Below are 19,352 nucleotides of genomic sequence, written 5' to 3'. Positions count from 1 at the left end.
CGCATTCATTCAGCCGCAAGCGGCGCACGGGCAGTGGGGTAGTAGTCGCGGAACCAGGCAATGAAGCGGCCCAGTCCTTCATCCAGTTCTATCCGAGGCTGGAATCCGGTGGCCTGGGCCAGATCGCTGGCCTCGGCGCAGGTGTTGAGCACGTCGCCCGGTTGCAGGGGCAGCAGCTCGACAATGGCTTTCTGGTCGAGGTGTTTTTCCATCAGCGCGAGGTAGGTTTTCAGCGCGACGGGCTGCTGCCCGCCGATGTTGAACAGGCGCCACGGCGCCATGCTGCTGGCGGGGTCGGGCTGCTCGCGATCCCACTGCGGGTTGGCATGCGGTGGCTGATTGATCAGGCGGGCAATGCTTTCGATGATGTCGTCGATGTAGGTGAAATCGCGCTGATGCTCGCCGTAATTGAACAGCTTCAGCGGCTCGCCTTCGCTGATCGCCCGGGCGAACTGGATTGGCGACATGTCTGGCCGGCCCCAAGGCCCATAGACGGTGAAAAAGCGCAGGCCGGTGCAGGGAATGCCGAATAGATGGCTGTAGCTGTGCGCCATCAGCTCGTTGGCTTTCTTGGTCGCGGCGTACAGCGACAGCGGATGGTTGACGCCATCCTTGACCGAGTAAGGCGTGTGCTGGTTGGCGCCGTACACCGAACTCGACGAGGCGTAGATCAGGTGCTCGACCGGGTAATGCCGGCAGCTCTCGAGAATGTTCAGGAAACCGTTGAGGTTGCTGTCCAGATACGCCCGGGGATTGTCCAGGGAATACCGAACCCCGGCTTGCGCGGCCAGATGAATCACCACTTGCGGCTGCTCGCGGGCAAAAAATGCGTCGATGGCTGAAGCGTGAGCCAGATCCACAGTGGCGAGCTGAAAATCGCCAGCCTGCTCGCGCACCCACTGCACGCGGTCATGCTTGAGTTGCGGGTCGTAGTAGTGATTGAAATTGTCCAGGCCAACCACCGCATGCCCGTCGCGCAGCAAGCGCAGGACGCAATGGGCACCAATGAAACCGGCGGCACCGGTCACCAGAATCTTCATGGCCGTGGCCCTTCAGGGGCGATGTGGCGCAGACCGATACCGCTGTAATGCAGGCCGGCGGCGGCCACTTGTTCCGGGTTGTAGAGGTTGCGGCCGTCGATGATCACCTTCGACCGCAGCTTCTCGGCGAGCAGCTCGAAATCGACCACGCGGAAGTTTTTCCACTCGGTGCAGATCACCAGCGCGTCGGCGTCTTCGAGGGTGTCGTCGCGTGTGGCGCACAGGTGCAGGTCGTTGCGATAGCCATAGAGGCGCCGGCATTCGGACATGGCTTCCGGATCATAGGCCTGCACACTGGCGCCTTCGGCCCACAACGCGTCCATCAGATAACGGCTGGGGGCTTCGCGCATATCATCGGTGTTCGGTTTGAACGCCAGGCCCCAGACCGCAATGGATTTGCCGGCCAGGCCCTGCGGAAACTGCGCGCGCAATTTGCTGAAGAGGATGTGCCGCTGGCTGTCGTTGACGTCGGTGACGCTGCGCAGCAGTTTCAACGGCATGCCGTTGTGTTCGGCGGTGTGCAGCAGCGCCCGCAGGTCCTTGGGAAAGCACGAGCCACCGAAGCCGCAGCCCGGATAAATGAAGTGGTAGCCGATGCGCGGATCGGAGCCGATGCCTTTGCGCACCGCCTCGATATCGGCGCCGAGCAGTTCGGTGAGGTTGGCCAGTTCGTTCATGAAACTGATGCGGGTGGCGAGCATCGCGTTGGCCGCGTACTTGGTCAGTTCGGCGCTGCGGTTGTCCATGAACATCAGTTTTTCGTGGTTGCGGCAGAACGGCGCGTACAGCTCGCTCATCTGCTCGCGGGCAGCGTCGTCGCGGGTGCCGATGATGATCCGGTCCGGGCGCATGCAGTCGGCGAGGGCGCTGCCTTCCTTGAGGAATTCCGGGTTCGACACCACGCGTACCTGCAGCTCGGTTTTGCCCCGTTGCAGCAATTCGCTGGTGGCTGCGGCCAGAACCTGATCGGCAGTACCGACCGGCACGGTGGATTTGATGATCAGCGTGCGATCGGCTTCCATCAGTCCGGCAATCTGCCGGGCGACGTTGAGCACATGGCTGAGATCGGCGGAGCCATCCTCGTCCGCCGGAGTGCCGACGGCGATGAAGATCAGCTCGGCGTGAGTCACCGCATCGCTGGCCTGGGTGCTGAACGACAGGCGCCCGGCCTTGATGTTTTCTTCAAGTGTTGCGGACAGGCCTGGCTCACTGATGGGCGGCACCGCTTGTTGCAGTTGTTTGATCTTGTTCGGATCAATATCAATGCATAAAACCCGATGGCCGACATCGGCAAGTGCGGCGGCTTGTATAAGTCCGACATAGCCAGTGCCAAATACGCTCACGTCCATCTGCGCACCTCAAATAAAACCAGAAAAGTTAACTACGGGATGAGATTGTTAAAGGGGTATAGCGCAGGGTTGGAAAAGCGTGTCAGCAAAATGACATGTTGCACGGGTATAACACTTGAGGGCTTTTTGGCGATTGGCCATCAAGTCATTGCTGCGATTGAATTTGTTGTTTTTTTGCAGATTTGTTCAGATTTAAAGTAACCGACAAGCGGTCGAAAGTATTGGTTTTAAAGGGGTTTCCAGATTTTGTGTGTCAGATTTGAGGCACCGTTTTTTTGACGGTCAATCCGGCTATCAGTCAATTCTTGCGCTTTTAGGGGTGGGTGCTAGTGTCAGGGTCTGACCGACAAAGCTTTGACATCCAGCCATTTCTGCCCGCCCGGTATCGCCATGTTCAGATATGCCAAAGAACTCCTTTTAGTTGTCTTTTTGCTGTTGTATTCCGACTATTACCTGGAGCGGTTAAATGCTATCGGGTGGAGTTTGAATGCACTTGTTTTTGGCGCGGTGTTTTTGGCGCTGACTTTAGCGTTATATCTGGCTGCCTATATAAGGCAAGCTCTCGTTCGACATGCATTCGCATTAACGATGTTTGCGGCGGCGGTTTTTTTCGATGTCTATACCCGGGTCACTGCGGATTACCTGAGGTACAGCGATTTTGTCTCGCTGGTGTATTCCGGTGGCTTCATTCAGGAAGCGGCCTATCAGTATCGCGACGCGATCCTGCGCGCGGTGCTCAGCGGCTTGCTGCTGTTGTTCGGCATCGGGCTCAAGCCGCGTCATCCACTGGTCGTACCGAACACGCTGCGGATCGCGGCGCCCATCGTCGGTGTGTTGATGCTCAGCGCTCTGTTGTTTTTGCGTGCGGGAGAGGGCGCCCGGGGCCTGCCGATCATGTACACGCCTTTGGCCTATTTGAATCTGTTTGCCTATGAAGCGCTGCACGATACCGTCGGCCCGCGTGAACCAGTGACGCTGGCGCGCGCCGCGCCTGCCGTCGGCCACGACATCGTGCTGATCATCGATGAAAGCATTTCCGGCAATTACCTCGACATCAACGCGCCGTTCGGCGTGCACAGCAACCTCAACCAGGCGCCGGCCGGGGTCGATGTCTTCAACTTTGGCTACGCCGCGTCCATTGCCAATTGCAGCGCAGATACCAATGTCACCTTGCGCTACGGCGGCACTCGCGCCGATTACAGGCGCATCAACAGCACGCAGCCGTCGATCTGGCAGTACGCGAAAAAGGCCGGGCTCGGCACGGTGTACATCGACGCCCAGCGCACCGCCGGCAACCTGCAGAACCTGATGACCGCCGCCGAGAAAAACGACATCGACAGCTTTGTGCAGTTCGACCAGACCAGCGTCCGTGATCGCGACATGGCGGCAGCGGCAAAGCTGATCGAGTTGCTCAACGACGAGCGTCCCGAGCTGATCGTGATCAACAAGGTCGGCGCGCATTTTCCGGTGCACGATAAATACCCGGACGCGTTCATGGCTTACCGGCCAACGCTGCCACGCGGGCAGTTCACCGAAGTCGCCGACACCGGGGAACGTGCCGGTTTCAACGGCCAGCCGGATGACTGGGTGCTGTATCGCAACGCCTACAAGAACACGCTGTTGTGGAATGTCGGCGAGTTCTTCGCCCGGGTCTTTGCCCAGGCCAATCTGCGCAACGCGCTGCTGATCTACACCTCCGATCATGGCCAGGATCTGCATGAACGCGGCAACCCGGGTTTGAATACCCATTGCGGCGGCGACCCGGTGGAAGAGGAGGGGCTGGTGCCGTTGGTGGTGATTCAGGGAAGTGGGCTCAGGACGCCGGACTGGGCGGCGAATCTGCCGGCCAACAAGGACCGCTCCAGCCACTACAACATTTTCCCGACGCTGTTGCAGGTGATGGGTTACGACCTGGCGGGGATTGAAGCGCTGTATGGCAAACCGCTGAGCGTACCGACGGCGGATGAGTTCACTTTCAACTACCGCTTCAATGCGCGGTTGGGGGCCAAGCCTGAGTGGAAGCATATTGATCTGGGCAGCATCGTTACCCCGGAGCGGGCGCCTGCCACTGTGGCTTCGGGGCAGTGAGTTTCAGGTCACTCGGGCGGGCCTCTTCGCGAGCCTGCTCGCGAACAAAAACAGCACAGCCAGCGAGAATCTCAACCCTTGATGAACCGCGCCCGATATACCCCCGGCGCGCACCCCAGCCAGCGCAGACACGCCCGGTTGAATCCCTGCACATCGCTGTAACCCAACCGATCCGCCACTTCCACCAATTCCAATGCCCCGGCCTGCAACAGGTCCTCGGCCCGGTAGTGGCGATACTCGTCAAGCAGTTCGCTGAAGGTCCAGCCCAACGCCTTCAGGCGCCGTGCCGCCGTGCGCTCGAGCACATGCTGCGTTGCGCAGAATTGCTGCCAGTGCGCTGTCGCCAGATCCTCGATCAGGTAATCGCTGAGCTGTTCCAGCAAGGTCGGTTCACTGTGACGGCGGGTCTGCTCCAGCAAATCGATCAAGGTTGCTTCCAGCGCCGGATTGCCCGGCGTCAACGGCATTGCGAACAGCTGCGGATCCAGTTGAATCGCCGCGCATGACTGCTCTGCGCTCACCGGGGCGCGGAACGCTGTTTCGTGTTGTTCGCGGCTTGCCGACACCAGCGCCACACCCAGCACCGGGTCACCCTTCAAACCGCTGGCGAGCAACTTGCGTCGCACCAGGCTGCACAGGCTGACAAGGATGTAATCGGTCAGCGCTGCCGGAGCACCGAGACTGCCCGTCTCGAGCAGACGCAGCGTGACCCCACGGTGTTCACGCATGATCTCCATGCGCAAATGCCCGTTGAAAAACGCAAAATACTCGGCGAAAAACTCGCAGGCACGTTGCAGCGACACGGCGACATCGAACAGATAGGTCAAACCGTTGGTGGCGGTCGAAACAAAGCGTTCACCCGCCGCCAGACCGATCGACGGATCTCCGCTCTGCTCCACGGCAAACGACCAGAAGCGCCGCGACATCAGCAGCGGCATGCGCATGAACGGCGTGCGCAGATCAGACAGGCTGCGGCGCAGTTGGGCTTCGATTGCGCCTTGGGTAATGCCGCGCGCGAGCAATTCTTCAATGGCCGGCAACAGGGTCGGCGCGTAAAAGGCATTGGCGGCGAACGGCGTGAATTTGCTCATCGTGCGCAGGCTCTTGCGGTCATCGATTGGCGGTCAGCAAACGTTGATCGACGCTAAGGATCGCCTCGATCATCGCCCGCGCGGCAGGCGTCAGGGTATAGCCGGCGCGGCTGACGATGCCGTAACCCAATTGCAGTGCCGCCTCGTCGTGCGGTACGTCGACAAAATCGAGCAGCTCGATCAGGCCCTCGTCGAGCTGTTCACGCAAGGCCTCAAGCGTCGCCAGACCCACGGCATCAGAGCGCAGGACCACACGCTGGATGGCGTCGAATTGTGCACACTCCACGCTCGGCGTGAAGTCGGACTCACCGAGGATATCGGCGAGCACCTTGCGGATCATCGGTGGAATGCGCGTGCCGACGATCGGGTAATCGAGCAGGGCGCGCAATTGCAGGTCTGCCTGCGCAACCAGCGGATGCCCGGCGCGACAGAAAAACCGTCCCGGCCGCCTGCGCAGCTGGTGCACCTGATACTGCGGATCACTGACGAAGTGCCGCGCGTCCGCGACGAAAAACTCGATCTGCTGTTCGCGCAACCACAGCGACAGTTGCTGCCAGTCGCCTTGGTGAAAGCGCGTGCGAATCGCCGGATGCGCCTGAATGAAATCGGCCAGCGCTTCGGGCACCAGCACTTGCGCCGGATACGGGCCGCAACCGAATTGCAGTTCGCCGCCGGTGAGGCCGTTGTATTGCGTCAATTCATTGTGCAGTGCCTGACTGCCGGCGAGCAGGCGCCGCGCGTGCTGCAGCACCAATTCACCTTGCCCGGTCAGGCGGAATTCACGGCTGCTGCGCTCGACCAGCGCGCAATCGAGGTCGCGCTCCAGCGTCTGGATGCTGCGGCTGAACGCCGGTTGGCTCAAGTTGATCGCCTCGGCGGCGCGGCCGAAATTGCGACAGTCTGCGAGGGCGACCAGGTGGCGAAGCTGGCGAAGGTCCATCATGCGTCTCCTGCATTTTGCGGATACTTTTAATGCATTGGATCGATAGCACGTCCGCTGGCATAAGTACACGCCTGGTCTTCCATGGCACGCCTTCATGTCCCAGCCTGTGTTCGCTTCCAGCGCTTTTGTCCGCACGATTCTCGCTCATGCTCGGCAGTCCGGACTGTGCCCGCAACACTTGATGGCGCGCGCCGGGATTTGCCCGTCAGTGCTCGCTGGGGCGCATCAATTGATCGCCGCACGATCGGTTGAACAGTTGTGGCGTGAGTGTGAGTGGGCGGGGGTGGCGCCGACGTTCGGCTGTGAACTGGCCGACGGGATGGCGACCGATTGCCTGCAAGGACTGAATATTCTCCTCGACTCGGCGGTGACCTTGCGCGCCAGTCTGAAGTGCTTCATCGACTGCTTGCCACGGGTGATCAACTACGTCGCGGTGGAGTTGGTCGAGGCAGGCGATGTTGCTCATTTGCGCCTGCGTTCGCTGCAGGAGCCGCTCCATCATTTCGCTCTGGACGCGGCGGCCGTGACGCTGGTGCGCAATATTGCCCGGCGGTCGGGCAGGGCGCCGGGAGATTTGTTTGTGAATGTCAGCCTGCGCGCTGCGCAAATGGCCGGGAGTTTGCTGCGTGAAATTGGTGTTGCGGTGGAGCAGGGCGAGCACCTGCGCCTGACATTGCCGCGCTCATGTCTCGATCAGGCCTTGCCTGGCGCCAATCCGTTTTTGCACCAAAGCGTGCTGCGCCACTGGCACGCTGAAGCCAGCGCACCTGCGCGCCAGGACAATCTGACAATGGCGAGCCACTGGCTGACGGCGGGCGATCAGCCGATCGAGCGCATAGCCGAACGGCTGGGCTATCGGCAGCCCAGTAACTTTATCCGCGCGTTCCGCAAACAGTTCGGGACTACGCCGAAGCAGTTTCGGCTGAACACTGGGCAGGTCTGTTGAACGCAGGATAGAGGTGTTTGATCGTCTTTGAGGGTGTCAGCAAGATTTTCCCCCTCACCCCAGCCCTCTCCCCCAAAGGGGGCGAGGGGGAAAGGGAGCCGATTTGCGTGTTATTCAAAATTGAATTCAACTCGGTATCCCAAGTCGGCGTAGCTCGTACATGCAACTCGGTCGGTCCCCTCCCTCCGGGAAGGGGGCTTATGACTCATGGGAGCCGATCTGCGTGTTATTCAAAATTGCATCAACTCGTTATCCCACGTCGGCGTAGCTCGTACATGCAACTCGGTCGGTCCCCTCTCCCTCCGGGAAGGGGGCTTATGACTCATGGGAGCCGATCTGCGTGTTATTCAAAATTGCATCAACTCGTTATCCCAACTCGGCGTACCTCGTCCATGCAACTCGGTCGGTCCCCTCTCCCTCCGGGAGAGGGCTAGGGTGAGGGGCTTTTGACTTACGGCGTGACGATATTGAACTGCGGTCCGAATGTATCCAGGCTGCCCATCAACAGCCCGAATTTCTGACCATTACCCTGCAGCTTCACCAGCCCCTTCTGCATCGCCGTCGGGAAGTCCAGTTGCTTGAGGCTGATCTTTTCCAGCGTATCGCGGCTGAGGCTGACACTGGCATCCGCCGCCGGATTCAGGCCGGCGCGGTGAGTCAGCACGCCGTTGCGCAAGGTCAGGGTGAAATCCCTTTGCACATCGTCGAACGTCCAGTTCAGCGTCAGGTCATTGGCCACGGCTTTGTCGCTGTCCAGGCGTACCGCGAGGTAGTCGAAGAACATTTCCGGACTCATCGCCCGCACCATGTCCGCCGACACGGAATTGGCTGATCGCGGCGGCACGCCGACGCGCAGTTCCATCGCCCCGGTCAGGTACATGTTGCGCCAGGTGGCGTTCTCGCTTTGATAACCCAGCTGCTCCAGGGTCTCGGCCTGAGCCTTGCGTGCATCCGCGTTGTCCGGGTCAGCGAACAGCAGCTGATTGCCCAACTGCGCGGCCCAACGGTAGTCCGCGCTGGCCATCGCACTGCGCATTTTCTCCAGCACCGACGTGGCACCGCCCATGGCCTCGACCGAACGTCTGGCTGCCTCCACCGGCGGCAGCGGATTGAGGTTGGCCGGGTTGCCGTCGTAGAAACCCATGTAGCGCTGATACACCGCGCGGGTGTTGAAACTCAGCGAGCCGTAGTAGCCGCGGGTGTACCACTTCTGATCGAGCGAGCCGGGCAGTTTTTTGATCGCCTCGGCGATTTCCAGCGGCGTCAGGCCCTGGTTGAGCAAATGCAGGGTGCGGTCGTTGATGAAGGCGTACATGTCGCGCTGATCGGCGAGCAGAGTACGAATTCGCTCGCCGCCCCAGGTCGGCCAGTTGTGCTGAGCGAACAGCACGTCGGCTTTGTCACCATAGCGCGCCAGGCTGTCATCGAGATATTGCGACCAGGCCTTGGCATCACGCACTTGCGCGCCGCGCGGAGTGAGGATGTTGTGCATCATCTGCGTGGCGTTTTCGGCCATGCACAAGGCTTTCAACTCGGGGAGATACAGGTTCATCTCCGCCGGCGCTTCGGTGCCCGGGGTCAGTTGAAATTCAACTTGCAGGCCAGCGATGGTGCGAGTTTCCAGCGGCTCGGCGATCAGCTCGGTGGGCGCGATCAGCGTGACCGTGCCGCCGCTGGGCGCGCTCTTGCCAAGGCCAGCGTCGACCTGACCTTTTTCACTGCGCGGCAACAGACTGCCGAACTGGTACTGCGCGCGGCGGCTCATGGCATTGCCGGCCATGACGTTCTCGCTCATCACGTGTTCCATGAAACCGACCGGCGCATAAACCTTGACCTTGCCGGCCTTGACGTCGGCCTCATTGATCACCCCGCGCACCCCGCCGAAGTGGTCGACATGAGTGTGACTGTAGATCACCGCAACGACTGGTTTGCGCGGTCGGTTGGCGTAGTACAGATCCAGCGCAGCCCTGGCGGTTTCGGCGATGGTCAGCGGATCGATGATGATCAGCCCTTCGTCACCTTCGATGATGGTCATGTTGGCCAGGTCGAGCCCGCGCACTTGATACAGCTTGGGGCTGACCTCGAACAGACCGGCGTGGGCGTTGAGCCGGGCCAGTCGCCACAGGCTCGGATTGACCGATTCCGGCGCCTTGTCCTCAGCGAGGAAGTCATAGGCGTTGACGTTCCAGATGACTTTGCCGGCGGCATCCTTGATCTGGCCCTTGAACGGTGCGATCAAACCTTTGCTGACGGACTCGAAATCGGTGCGGTCGCTGAACGGCAGGGTGTTCAGGACGCCAGCGTTGCTCGCGGCGGTTTGCACGCTTGGCGCAACCGGGCTGTCAGCGGCGAGCAGCGACTGACTCAGGCAAGCGGTGATCAGGCAGGTCAGCAGGCCGCGCGGGCTCAAAGTGAAACGGGGCATGGGTGTCTCCGGTTTTTTATCGTTATGGCCGAACAACCGGCAGCGTAGGACGCGGCGCAAGGTTGGCGATGATCATCAGCGGACAAAAAACATTCAGGGCCGCTATCCTAGGTCCAGGTTCACTGATCGGGTTTGCCCATGCTTGAGGTTCGCGACGTTTTCAAAAGCTATGCCACGCCACAGGGAGTGTTGCCGGTGCTGCAAGGCGTCGACCTGACGCTGGCGGCCGGTGGCAGCCTGGCGCTGATGGGCGAATCGGGCAGTGGCAAAAGCACGCTGCTGCATCTGGTGGCGGGGCTGGACAAGGTCGACAGCGGCAGCATCCGCAGCGGCGAACATCGCCTGGAAGCCATGAGCGAAGCGCAACTGGCCAATTGGCGCCGCACGGAAATCGGTCTGGTATTTCAGCAGTTCAACCTGATCGGCAGTTTGCGCGTGGAAGACAATCTGGCCTTTCAGGCGCGCCTGGCCGGGCGCCATGAGCCGCGCTGGCAGGCGCATCTGGTGCAGCGTCTGGGTCTGGGCGATCTGCTCTCGCGGTATCCCGAGCAACTTTCCGGCGGCCAGCAGCAACGGGTGGCGCTGGGCCGGGCATTGGCTTCACAGCCGAAATTGCTGCTGGCCGATGAACCCACTGGCAGCCTCGATGAAGCGACCAGCGATGAAGTGCTACGGCTGTTGCTGGAATTGCTCGATGACACGCCGACGACCTTGTTGATGGTCACCCACAGTCAGCGCGTCGCGGCGCGATTGGCCCAGCGTGTGGTGTTGTCGAACGGGCGGGTCGCCTGATGATCTGGCGGCAAACCCTGCGCGCGCTGCTCAGCCACTGGCGGCGCCATCCCGTGCAGTTTTTCAGTGTGCTCACCGGACTGTGGCTGGCCACCAGTCTGCTCACTGGCGTCGAGGCGCTGAACAGTCAGGCACGTGACAGCTATGCGCGGGCCAGCCAGATGATCGGCGGCGAACCGCAAGCCAGCCTGAGCACGCCGAACGGTGCGCCGTTTCCCCAGCGCTGGTTCATCGAGCTGCGCCGCCAGGGCTGGCCGGTGTCGCCGGTGCTGCAGGGCCGGCTGACACTCAAGGGCCACGAAGACCAACGCATTCAGGTGATGGGCATCGAGCCGGTGTCGCTGCCGACGGACTCCGCAGTGGCCGGGCAGGCGATGCCGATCGAGCGCATCGTCGAATTCTTCAGTCCGCCGGGCAGCACCTGGATTTCTCCGGACACCCTGCAAATGCTCGGCTTGCGCGAGGGTGAGAGGCCGCAAACCGTCAGCGGTCATCAACTGCCGCCGCTGCTCGCACAGAAAGACATGGCCCCGGGCCTGTTGCTGGTCGACATCGGCGTCGCGCAAAGCCTGCTCGAACAACCCGAGCAATTGTCGCGGCTTCTGTTGCCCAAGGACTTTCATCAAGAATTACCAGCCAGTATCAGCGATCGCTTGCAGCTCAAAAGCAGCGGCGAAGAAAACAATCTCGCGCGGCTGACCGAGAGCTTTCACCTCAATCTCGATGCCTTGGGATTTCTGTCGTTTCTGGTCGGTTTGTTCATCGTCCACGCCGCCATCGGCCTCGCTCTGGAACAGCGCCGAGGCCTGCTGCGCACATTGCGCGCCTGTGGTGTCAGTGCGCGAACGCTGATCGCGTGTCTGGTGGTTGAACTGGGCGGGCTGGCACTGATCGGTGGGCTGCTCGGTGTGATCAGCGGCTATTGGCTGGCCAGCGTGCTGCTGCCGGACGTCGCCGCCAGTCTGCGCGGATTGTACGGCGCGGAGGTGGCGGGACAGTTGCGTTTGAGCCCCTGGTGGTGGTTCAGCGGCATCGGTTTGAGCCTGTTCGGCGCGTTGCTGGCCGGGGCCAACAGTCTGCTGCGGGCGGCGCGTCTGCCGTTGCTGGCGGTGGCTGATCCGCAGGCCTGGCATCAACAGTATTCGCGCTGGTTGCGTCGGCAGGGTTGGCTGGCGACAGCGCTGCTGGCGATTGCGCTGGCCGCGCTGATCTGGGGTGACAGCCTGAGCAGCGGTTTCGTGCTCATGGCCGGGCTGTTGCTCGGTGCCGCGCTGGCCTTGCCGGTGCTGCTCAGCGCGTTGTTGAACCCGTTGCTCGGGCGTAGTCGGTCGGTGCTCGGCCAGTGGTTTCTCGCCGACTGCCGCCAGCAACTGCCAGCCCTGAGTCTGGCGCTGATGGCGCTGCTGTTGGCGCTCGCCGCCAATATCGGCGCCGGCAGCATGACCGCCGGTTTTCGCCAGACCTTCAACGACTGGCTCGAACAACGCCTGAGCGCCGAGTTGTACATCAACCCGGCCAACCCGGCTCAGGCGCGCGAGATGCACAGTTGGCTCAAGCAGCAGCCCAACGTGACCGCTGTGCTGCCCAACTGGCAGGTTTCGGTGACGCTGCAAGGCTGGCCGGCCGATGTCTACGGCATCATCGACCACCCGCACTATCGCCAGCACTGGCCGCTGCTCGACAGCAGTGGCGGAGATCCGTGGGGAAAACTGGCCGCGGATGATGCAGTGATGCTCAGCGAACAACTGGCGCGACGCCTGAAACTCAAAGCGGGCGAGCATCTGCGCATCCCCACGCCAAACGGCACGTGGTCGCCGCGCATCGTCGGCATCTACGCTGACTATGGCAATCCGAAAGGGCATGTGCTGATCAGCAGCGATCACCTGCTGCGAGGCTGGCCGCAGCTCACCCCGAACCGCTTCAACTTGCGTATCGATCCAGCGCAGATTCCGGCACTGCTCAACGCCTTGCAGGCGCGCTTTGAGCTGGATGACAACCGCATCATCGATCAGGCGCGGCTCAAGGGCTGGTCGGTGCAAGTCTTCGAACGCACCTTTGCCGCGACGGCGGCGTTGAACAGCCTGACGTTGGCCGTGGCTGGCGTGGCGCTGTTCATCAGTCTGCTGACCCAGAGCCAGAGTCGGCTCAGTCAACTTGCACCGCTGTGGGCATTGGGCGTGACACGTAAACAACTGATGCTGCTCAACCTCGGTCAGACCTGGCTGTTGGCGATACTGACTTTGTTGCTGGCATTACCGCTGGGTATCGCGCTGGCATGGTGCCTGGATGCGGTAATCAATGTGCAAGCGTTCGGCTGGCGACTGCCGTTGCGGGTGTTCCCGTTGCAGTTGTTGCAACTGATGGGCCTGGCGTTGCTCGCGACTTTACTGGCCTCGGCATGGCCGCTGTATTCGTTGTATCGCACGCAACCGGCGGATTTGCTGAGGACGTTTGCCCATGAGGATTAACGGCGTCGTGCTGATGCTCGTGTTGCTGCTCGGTGGTTGCGATCAGCCCGCACCCGAGGAGAAAGGCTTCGCCGGCATGGGCGATCAGGCGCAATCGTTCACCCCGGTGGTGCCCGGTCGGATGTTCAGTTTCCCTGCCGATCACGGCGCGCATGATGGTTTCCGCATCGAGTGGTGGTACGTCACCGCCAATCTCAAGGATCAGCAGGGCAATGATTTCGGCGTGCAATGGACGCTGTTTCGCAGCGCCCTGAAACCGCTCGCCGAGCAGGCCGGGTGGGGCAATCAGACGATCTGGCTTGGTCATGCGGCGGTCACCTCGCGTTCGGTTCATCACGCCGCCGAGCGCTACGCCCGCGGCGGAGTAGGGCAGGCCGGGGTGCGGCTGGCGCCGTTCGAGGCGTGGATCGATGACTGGATGTTTGCCAGTCAAGCGCAGGATCCGCTGAGCGATATGCAGCTCAGCGCCCGCGATAAAAATTTCGCGTATCAGCTGCGCCTCACCTCCAGCCGCCCGCTGGTGCTGCAGGGCGACAGCGGCTTCAGCCAGAAATCCGAAGAAGGCCAGGCCTCGTACTACTACAGCCAACCTTTTTTCCAGGCCAGCGGCACGCTGCAGATCGATGGCCAGACTTACACCGTCAGTGGCCCGGCATGGCTTGATCGCGAGTGGAGCAGTCAACCGCTGACTGCCAACCAGACTGGCTGGGACTGGTTCTCCCTGCACCTGGACAGCGGCGAACACGTGATGCTTTATCGCATGCGGCAGAAGGACGGCGCGCCTTATCTGACCGGCACGTGGATCGCCGCTGACGGGCAGATTCAGACGTTGCGCAGCGAGCAGATCAGTCTTGTGCCGCAGGACACGGCCAAGGTGGCTGATCGGCCGATGCCGGTGAAATGGTCGATCCGTATTCCTGACAAGAAGCTCGATATCAGCGTTGACGCGATCAACCGCAATGCGTGGATGGATTTGCGTATCCCGTACTGGGAAGGGCCGGTGAAGATCAATGGCAGCCATCTTGGCCAGGGCTATCTGGAAATGACCGGGTATTAACGGCAGACGCTGTCTCATTGTGGGAGCGAGCCTGCTCGCGAAGGCTTTTTGTCGGGTGCTGAGGATTTTTGGCTGAGTACATATCCGTTGCTGCGGTAACGGCTGCTTAGGGTTCCGCCCTTACGGCGGGTCACCTTTTTCAAACGCCAAAAAGGTAACCCAAAAGGCTTGCTCCTGCGTTCGGCCCTCGCAGGCTCGGGTTCCTTCGCTGCGGGATCGATCCGGGCGCAGCGTCTCCGGTTTGCTTCGCTGCACCTACACTCGCTGTGTACGACTGCGTCGTACGGTCGCTGCGCTCCCACGCCCGGATCAATCCCTCCGCTCAGCCTTCCGACGTCGCCGGTGGATCAAGATCAAAAGCAGGCGAGCTGACACTCGACCCAAGGGCGAACGCGGAAACTGTAGGAGCTGCCGAAGGCTGCGATCTTTTGATCTTGCTTTTGCTTTTGCTTTTGCTCTTGTAGGAGTGAGCCTGCTCGCGATAGCTATCTCAAAGACACCGATGAATAGCAGAGTTACCCAATCCCTGTGGGAGCTGGCTTGCCAGCGATGGCGTCCGTGCCTTCACCGCTGAGCGAACTGACTGGAACTCTCGCCGGCGCCCACCGCTCTACCAGAAACCCGCCATTTTCGGACTTAACCATGAGCGACGACCTGCAACTCCCAGACCTCGAAACCTGGCAGCGCCTGTTCGACGATCAGACCCTTTGGCAGCAATCGCCTGACGCTCACTATTTCGATCTGCAACGCACCGCCGACGACCTGCTCGGCCAAGGGGCGATCGATCTTGAGCAATGGCAGTTGCTGCGCGCCAAAGCCGACGATTTGCACAAGCAAACGCCCGAGGTCAACGTCGCCCGCGAACTCGACGATCCTGAAGCCTGAGGAACACTGCCGTGAATACAACCGTCACCCAAAACGACAATCCCGACGAGCCACGCCCTGCCGGCGAAACCGAACGCGACAATGACGCACTGCGCCCGACCGATCCCAAGCAGCGGCAGGACAGCGGCAAAGGTACAGCGAGCGGCGAATCCACCGCCCAGGAGACCGCCAAGCCACACACTCGCGGGCCACAAACCCAAGTCAAGCCCTGAACAGCGTCTATGCTCACTGGCACGCCCGCCGCTGAAGTCGATTCGGCAGCGGGCGTCGCCACTTCATCACAGGGAAAGTAATGCATATGAAGCTCGACGCTCTGGCCAAGGCCATCACCCTCGCAACCCTCCTTTCGGTCTCCAGCTTCGGCGCTCTGGCTGCCGATATCCCATTGTCTGCCACCGTTGAGGCCGATTCCGTTACCACCAAAGTGCTCGCCGTCGACCCGGCCAACCACCAGGTTGTGCTGGAAGGCCGCGAGGGCCGTCAGGTCCATGTGCAGCTCAGCGAGAAAGCGAAAAACCTTGCCAATCTCAAGGTCGGCGATCTGGTGAAGATCGAAGTGCAACGTTCAGTTGCCGCTTATCTCGACACGGATGTGGATAAAGGTCTGCCAGGCACCACCGAACGCACCGGCGAACTGCGCAAGGCCCCGGGTAGCGACAACCCTGGCGGCGAGGCCTATCGTCAGGTTCAGGTGCAGCTGAAAATCAGCAAAATTGATTTGAAGACCCACCAGGTCACCCTCGAGAATCCATCCGGACAATCGAAGACGCTCGATGTGAAGAAGCCGGAGATTCAGGCCAGGTTGAAAGATCTGAAAGTAGGGCAGAGCGTAATTGTCACTTACACCGATATCCTGAAAGTGACCAGTCAACACGATAGTTGAGCATTAGCTCTACAACTTTATTGCTCTTGTACAATTTTATGTATGAGAGCAATCATATAAAAGTTTCTGTCGGACAATTCTGGGGAAATATCGGAAAGGACGGTCTTTAACTTTTCAGTACAAAAATTTCATATTTCTACCTGACGACATATTCACAGGATTGAATTAAAATCCTCGGCGTTCGCCCAGTGTCAGGGCTCTTTACCGGTGCATGGATTGCCAGGCCATAACACTGGGCGAACTCCAACGACGGTAGTTGTATACAAAAGTTAAGAACAAAAAAGGGCGACTTTGAAGTCGCCCCTTCTGTTGCCTGGAATCAAGCCGAAGCCTGCATGCCAGACTTGTCTCGCTGCCCCCGTAAGCGCTTGAGCGTTGCCTGATACATCTTCGTGCGGCGATGGTCCTTGCCATACGTGCCTGCCGCCGCGACGGTGCCGGCCTGGATGTGATCCAGATAGCGGAAAATCGTCCGTGGCGAGAGAAACCTGACGCCATAGCCCAACTCGATCATTCGATCCTGCAGCGTATAACCCGGCACCCGATCATCCATACAGAAGTGCAACCCTTGTGACTTCATCAAACGCACATTCCACAACGTACAAAAACTTTTAAGATGCGTTTCTTTATACGGGCGTGGCGGTTTCGAACGCAGCCCGAAATGAACTTTGAGCCGGCGAACATGGTGTTTGCAGAATCTCGAAGTCAACCGCCAGGTATCTCGCAATAACCCACGATCAAGTTGCTCCACACAACCGACCGCCGCCATGTCTGCACTTTTCGTGCATTCGCGCATCATTATCGCGAACACTTCCATGTCGTAGACAAAGGTGTCGGTGTGCAGCAGAAACAAGTAGTCGGTCTCAACTTTAGCCAAGGCCAGATCCAGCGCCTTGCCATGGGCAATATGACCCGCTTCCTTGCTCGGCGACGGCCGCTCGATCAGATTGATCCAGTCCAGCGAACGCAAGTAATCAAGGCTGGCATCCGCCGAATCGTTATCCACCACCCACACTGGAATGCCCTGGGCCTGAACATGCTCGCGCAACAGCTCCAGGCACATGCGGGTGATATCCGGGGTTTTGTAATTGACCAGCACGAGGCTGAAGTTGGATTGCGGCTGGGAGGGTAGATCGAAGGCTTTCATGTCGGAGGGACTCATCCACGGCTCAAGACGACGGGGTTCATGGGCCGGGATGCTAGCGGGGGAAGCTTAGGTGAAGCTTAATTTGCCGGTTTGACTGAGTTGTTATAGCAAGCAGGGCTTTCAATGGATCCGGACGGCTTCCAGAAGACAAAGCGACCACATGATCGCTCTGTCTTGAGAGATGAATCAGACCTCCTGTCGCCAAGCGGAGAACGTGATCATTGTGCCGGCTTCTTTTCTATTGGTGATTTCTATTTTATAGGTACCACCATCGATGCGGCCCTCAACTAGCGCTTTGCGCTCGTTGCCGCTGACTTCGGCGTCCTTCGCATGCTGCTGATAGAAGTCGATAACATTCTCGTATTCCGTAAAAGTCCTGAGAATGACCTCATATTCATGCTGAGGGCGTCCGGCTATTTTGTCCCAGTCACCGTCAATTGGCGTGTCTTCCATACCCGGTGTCGTAAATACACCGTGAGCGCCAGCGCCAATCAGGTGAGCTCGCTGCGGAAGCAATGCCAGCATCGCTTTTGGAAAATCGGACGGTAATTGAGCCGCAGTCCAGGCTCCCTGTTTCGGCTGAGTCACGATGTACTCAACGTGGGCAATCTTCTGCGCGGCGGCTCGGCGTTCTGGGTCATCACTCTCCGCCCACAGCGCCATCATAGGAGGCAACTGCTTACTCCAGGAGACCAAAGAGTCAGCGTCAGCCTTCTTGGCGCCTTCTGGCTGGAAAATAGTCAGCACTGTTTCCGGCGCATCGTTACAAGTCAATGCTTCCTCACGAGACTTGACGGTGCAGTGGCCATTGACCAATCCTACGGCGAGCAAATGCCCCTTGTCGTCCAACAGTAATGAGCCGCGCTCGAATCCGTTGTTACCGTCGTCCATGGCGGCGATTACTTTTATGCCGGAAGGCACACCATCAACAAACGTCGACATTTCCGAATCGAGCGCTTCAAGAACCTGCTGCACGATCATCGTATTGTCATTGGTGTAACTTCCGGTTTGGTACCCAAAAAAATTAACGAGTGCAGAGCGAACCGCCGGGTCTTGGTTGAGCTTGGAAGCCCGTTCTGGACTGGCTTCGTTTGTGAGCAACAAGGCAGTTGTGCCGTCGGGACGTTGTTCGGATCGAAGTGACAGCGCGATTGCGCTTAGGGAGAAGGTGAAGGCTAGAAACAAGGCGAGAGTGCGGCTCAAGTGTTTCAAGATAACAGTCCTTTGGTTATTTAATCCGTGAGAGTGATCGCAGAGATTTGATCGGGTGATTATGCGTTGAGCGTAAGTTTTCTGTTTTTTTTCATTATTCTTGATTGGGGATTTTAATTTGACAGCGGCCTTGCAGGTCTCAGTATCGCGCCTTCCATGCTTATCAGGCGGCCCAGCAGATTTCTTCGTACAACTAATCAGTCAAGGCTTCCAGAACTCAATTCCTTCCATATGACGCTCTATGTCATCCATGTCATCCATGTCATCCTCACCAAGAGTTGAGTCAAAATTTTTGCTGATAATTGTTCTGATTTTGCTAGTCGCTGAGTTACGTTTTCATCGTCAATGAACTCAGTTGTAGCTTTCCGGTATTCTTCAACCGGTTTGTCGCTATAGTAACTTCCCATTTTATGTAGAGAAATCAAGATGAATTCAATATTTGCGAGTGCTTCCAGAGCATCTTCGCCAGTCAGTATGATTTTTTGTTTTTTTTTTTTCTAATATTATTTTTCTCTGATAGGGCATTGCGACAATTGGGGGCGGATTTATTTCAATGGAAAATAAATCTGTCCCTGTATGTCCAGACTGGCTCTTATTGATTTTTATCTGATTTTTTAGCTTTTTCCAAAAGGTTGTACAGCTCTGGATAATAGTCGATTTCTTCTGGCGGCAGTTGGTCAATTATATTTTGTATTTTTTCGGCATATTTTGTTTCAATTGGTGTTTCTGTCCAGTCTAGCTCTGAGGCGGCGGCGATAGATACCTCGATAAATTCGGAGTCAAGAAGTAGTTTTAAAATCTCTATGGCATCTGCTGACCGCAATTCACCCAGTGCCGCAGCACTTCGCTCTTGCCAATATTGCTCCATAGAGAGAATAGTGTCGTGCAAATGTTTCCAATCTTCCGCATTGAATTTTTTCAATACTCCCTTAGCTACTTGCTCCGTTATGTACTCATTCCAATTGGAGTCTTCATTCTGCCCAAGCCAGTGATTGTACTCTTCGTAAATTTTGCTGTTCATTCGCT

At 58.9% G+C, this 19,352-nt stretch carries 16 protein-coding genes; 8 read left to right on the top strand and 8 right to left on the bottom strand.

Annotated elements, in window-relative coordinates; translation table 11 throughout:
- Positions 1-5: 5 nt before the first annotated feature.
- Together BLU71_RS11525 and BLU71_RS11520 are read right to left on the bottom strand one after the other, a co-directional pair.
- A complete protein-coding gene (locus BLU71_RS11525; RefSeq protein WP_083353131.1) occupies positions 6-1,040 on the bottom strand; it encodes an NAD-dependent epimerase in 1,035 nt (344 codons plus the stop codon).
- Entirely contained in the window at positions 1,037-2,389 is a 1,353-nt protein-coding gene (locus BLU71_RS11520; protein ID WP_064363971.1) for a UDP-glucose dehydrogenase family protein, read from the bottom strand. The genes BLU71_RS11525 and BLU71_RS11520 overlap by 4 nt, the downstream gene beginning before the upstream one ends.
- Positions 2,390-2,779: 390 nt before the next feature.
- Here BLU71_RS11520 and BLU71_RS11515 point away from each other — a divergent pair, with 390 nt between their 5' ends.
- Positions 2,780-4,477: a sulfatase-like hydrolase/transferase gene (locus BLU71_RS11515; RefSeq protein ID WP_083353130.1), complete on the top strand. Its 1,698-nt coding sequence runs from the start codon at positions 2,780-2,782 to the stop codon at positions 4,475-4,477.
- A 71-nt stretch (positions 4,478-4,548) separates the two neighbouring features.
- Here BLU71_RS11515 and BLU71_RS11510 read toward each other — a convergent pair whose 3' ends face one another.
- Both BLU71_RS11510 and BLU71_RS11505 read right to left on the bottom strand, forming a co-directional pair.
- On the bottom strand, positions 4,549-5,568 hold the full coding sequence (locus tag BLU71_RS11510; RefSeq protein ID WP_083353129.1) for an AraC family transcriptional regulator: 1,020 nt from the start codon (positions 5,566-5,568) through the stop codon (positions 4,549-4,551).
- 19 nt (positions 5,569-5,587) lie between these two features.
- Positions 5,588-6,508 carry a LysR family transcriptional regulator gene (locus tag BLU71_RS11505; protein WP_064363974.1) on the bottom strand — a complete coding sequence of 307 codons (921 nt, stop codon included), beginning with the start codon at positions 6,506-6,508 and terminating at the stop codon, positions 5,588-5,590.
- A 97-nt stretch (positions 6,509-6,605) separates the two neighbouring features.
- Here BLU71_RS11505 and BLU71_RS11500 point away from each other — a divergent pair, with 97 nt between their 5' ends.
- The gene (locus BLU71_RS11500; protein ID WP_083353128.1) at positions 6,606-7,457 is read left to right on the top strand and encodes a helix-turn-helix domain-containing protein; all 852 of its coding nucleotides are present in this window, start codon (positions 6,606-6,608) and stop codon (positions 7,455-7,457) included.
- Positions 7,458-7,908: 451 nt separating this feature from the next.
- On the opposite strand, the gene BLU71_RS11495 is transcribed toward BLU71_RS11500, so the two are convergent.
- On the bottom strand, positions 7,909-9,882 hold the full coding sequence (locus tag BLU71_RS11495; RefSeq protein WP_083353127.1) for an alkyl/aryl-sulfatase: 1,974 nt from the start codon (positions 9,880-9,882) through the stop codon (positions 7,909-7,911).
- Positions 9,883-10,020: 138 nt separating this feature from the next.
- On the opposite strand from BLU71_RS11495, the gene BLU71_RS11490 reads away from it, so the two are divergent.
- From BLU71_RS11490 to BLU71_RS11465, 6 genes are all read left to right on the top strand, one after another.
- Positions 10,021-10,674 (top strand): ABC transporter ATP-binding protein, encoded by a 654-nt coding sequence (locus BLU71_RS11490; RefSeq protein WP_042609505.1) that lies wholly within the window; start codon positions 10,021-10,023, stop codon positions 10,672-10,674.
- Entirely contained in the window at positions 10,674-13,142 is a 2,469-nt protein-coding gene (locus BLU71_RS11485; protein ID WP_419198349.1) for an FtsX-like permease family protein, read from the top strand. Before BLU71_RS11490 ends, BLU71_RS11485 begins: the two co-directional genes overlap by 1 nt.
- On the top strand, positions 13,132-14,199 hold the full coding sequence (locus tag BLU71_RS11480) for a lipocalin-like domain-containing protein (protein WP_083353125.1): 1,068 nt from the start codon (positions 13,132-13,134) through the stop codon (positions 14,197-14,199). Before BLU71_RS11485 ends, BLU71_RS11480 begins: the two co-directional genes overlap by 11 nt.
- Before the next feature lie 642 nt (positions 14,200-14,841).
- Positions 14,842-15,084 carry a hypothetical protein gene (locus BLU71_RS11475; protein WP_042609508.1) on the top strand — a complete coding sequence of 81 codons (243 nt, stop codon included), beginning with the start codon at positions 14,842-14,844 and terminating at the stop codon, positions 15,082-15,084.
- Between the two features lie 11 nt (positions 15,085-15,095).
- Positions 15,096-15,296: a hypothetical protein gene (locus tag BLU71_RS11470; protein ID WP_065615864.1), complete on the top strand. Its 201-nt coding sequence runs from the start codon at positions 15,096-15,098 to the stop codon at positions 15,294-15,296.
- 86 nt (positions 15,297-15,382) lie between these two features.
- Positions 15,383-15,967 carry a hypothetical protein gene (locus BLU71_RS11465; RefSeq protein ID WP_083353124.1) on the top strand — a complete coding sequence of 195 codons (585 nt, stop codon included), beginning with the start codon at positions 15,383-15,385 and terminating at the stop codon, positions 15,965-15,967.
- A 319-nt stretch (positions 15,968-16,286) separates the two neighbouring features.
- On the opposite strand, the gene BLU71_RS11460 is transcribed toward BLU71_RS11465, so the two are convergent.
- From BLU71_RS11460 to BLU71_RS11445, 3 genes are all read right to left on the bottom strand, one after another.
- Complete coding sequence (locus BLU71_RS11460; RefSeq protein WP_083353123.1) at positions 16,287-17,114, bottom strand: glycosyltransferase family 2 protein; 828 nt, start codon at positions 17,112-17,114, stop codon at positions 16,287-16,289.
- Positions 17,115-17,300: 186 nt separating this feature from the next.
- Positions 17,301-18,326, bottom strand: coding sequence for a hypothetical protein (locus tag BLU71_RS11455; protein ID WP_083353122.1), 1,026 nt, complete (start codon positions 18,324-18,326; stop codon positions 17,301-17,303).
- Positions 18,327-18,918: 592 nt separating this feature from the next.
- The gene (locus BLU71_RS11445; protein ID WP_064363985.1) at positions 18,919-19,347 is read right to left on the bottom strand and encodes a hypothetical protein; all 429 of its coding nucleotides are present in this window, start codon (positions 19,345-19,347) and stop codon (positions 18,919-18,921) included.
- Between the last annotated feature and the right edge of the window lie 5 nt (positions 19,348-19,352).

The organism is Pseudomonas moraviensis, from assembly GCF_900105805.1.
GTDB classification, from domain to species: domain Bacteria; phylum Pseudomonadota; class Gammaproteobacteria; order Pseudomonadales; family Pseudomonadaceae; genus Aquipseudomonas; species Aquipseudomonas moraviensis_A.
Note: the sequence above shows the minus strand (reverse complement) of the source record. Positions and strands in the feature narration are given on the sequence as shown.

What these genes read in the sequence shown, in the direction of transcription:
- BLU71_RS11525 (WP_083353131.1), bottom strand. Translation starts at nt 1,040, where the DNA reads ATGAAGATTCTGGTGACCGGTGCCGCCGGTTTCATTGGTGCCCATTGC.
- BLU71_RS11495 (WP_083353127.1), bottom strand. Translation starts at nt 9,882, where the DNA reads ATGCCCCGTTTCACTTTGAGCCCGCGCGGCCTGCTGACCTGCCTGATC.
- BLU71_RS11485 (WP_419198349.1), top strand. Translation starts at nt 10,674, where the DNA reads ATGATCTGGCGGCAAACCCTGCGCGCGCTGCTCAGCCACTGGCGGCGC.
- BLU71_RS11480 (WP_083353125.1), top strand. Translation starts at nt 13,132, where the DNA reads ATGAGGATTAACGGCGTCGTGCTGATGCTCGTGTTGCTGCTCGGTGGT.
- BLU71_RS11445 (WP_064363985.1), bottom strand. Translation starts at nt 19,347, where the DNA reads ATGAACAGCAAAATTTACGAAGAGTACAATCACTGGCTTGGGCAGAAT.
- BLU71_RS11465 (WP_083353124.1), top strand. Translation starts at nt 15,383, where the DNA reads ATGAAGCTCGACGCTCTGGCCAAGGCCATCACCCTCGCAACCCTCCTT.
- BLU71_RS11520 (WP_064363971.1), bottom strand. Translation starts at nt 2,389, where the DNA reads ATGGACGTGAGCGTATTTGGCACTGGCTATGTCGGACTTATACAAGCC.
- BLU71_RS11515 (WP_083353130.1), top strand. Translation starts at nt 2,780, where the DNA reads ATGTTCAGATATGCCAAAGAACTCCTTTTAGTTGTCTTTTTGCTGTTG.
- BLU71_RS11460 (WP_083353123.1), bottom strand. Translation starts at nt 17,114, where the DNA reads ATGAAAGCCTTCGATCTACCCTCCCAGCCGCAATCCAACTTCAGCCTC.
- BLU71_RS11500 (WP_083353128.1), top strand. Translation starts at nt 6,606, where the DNA reads ATGTCCCAGCCTGTGTTCGCTTCCAGCGCTTTTGTCCGCACGATTCTC.
- BLU71_RS11510 (WP_083353129.1), bottom strand. Translation starts at nt 5,568, where the DNA reads ATGAGCAAATTCACGCCGTTCGCCGCCAATGCCTTTTACGCGCCGACC.
- BLU71_RS11490 (WP_042609505.1), top strand. Translation starts at nt 10,021, where the DNA reads ATGCTTGAGGTTCGCGACGTTTTCAAAAGCTATGCCACGCCACAGGGA.
- BLU71_RS11475 (WP_042609508.1), top strand. Translation starts at nt 14,842, where the DNA reads ATGAGCGACGACCTGCAACTCCCAGACCTCGAAACCTGGCAGCGCCTG.
- BLU71_RS11505 (WP_064363974.1), bottom strand. Translation starts at nt 6,508, where the DNA reads ATGGACCTTCGCCAGCTTCGCCACCTGGTCGCCCTCGCAGACTGTCGC.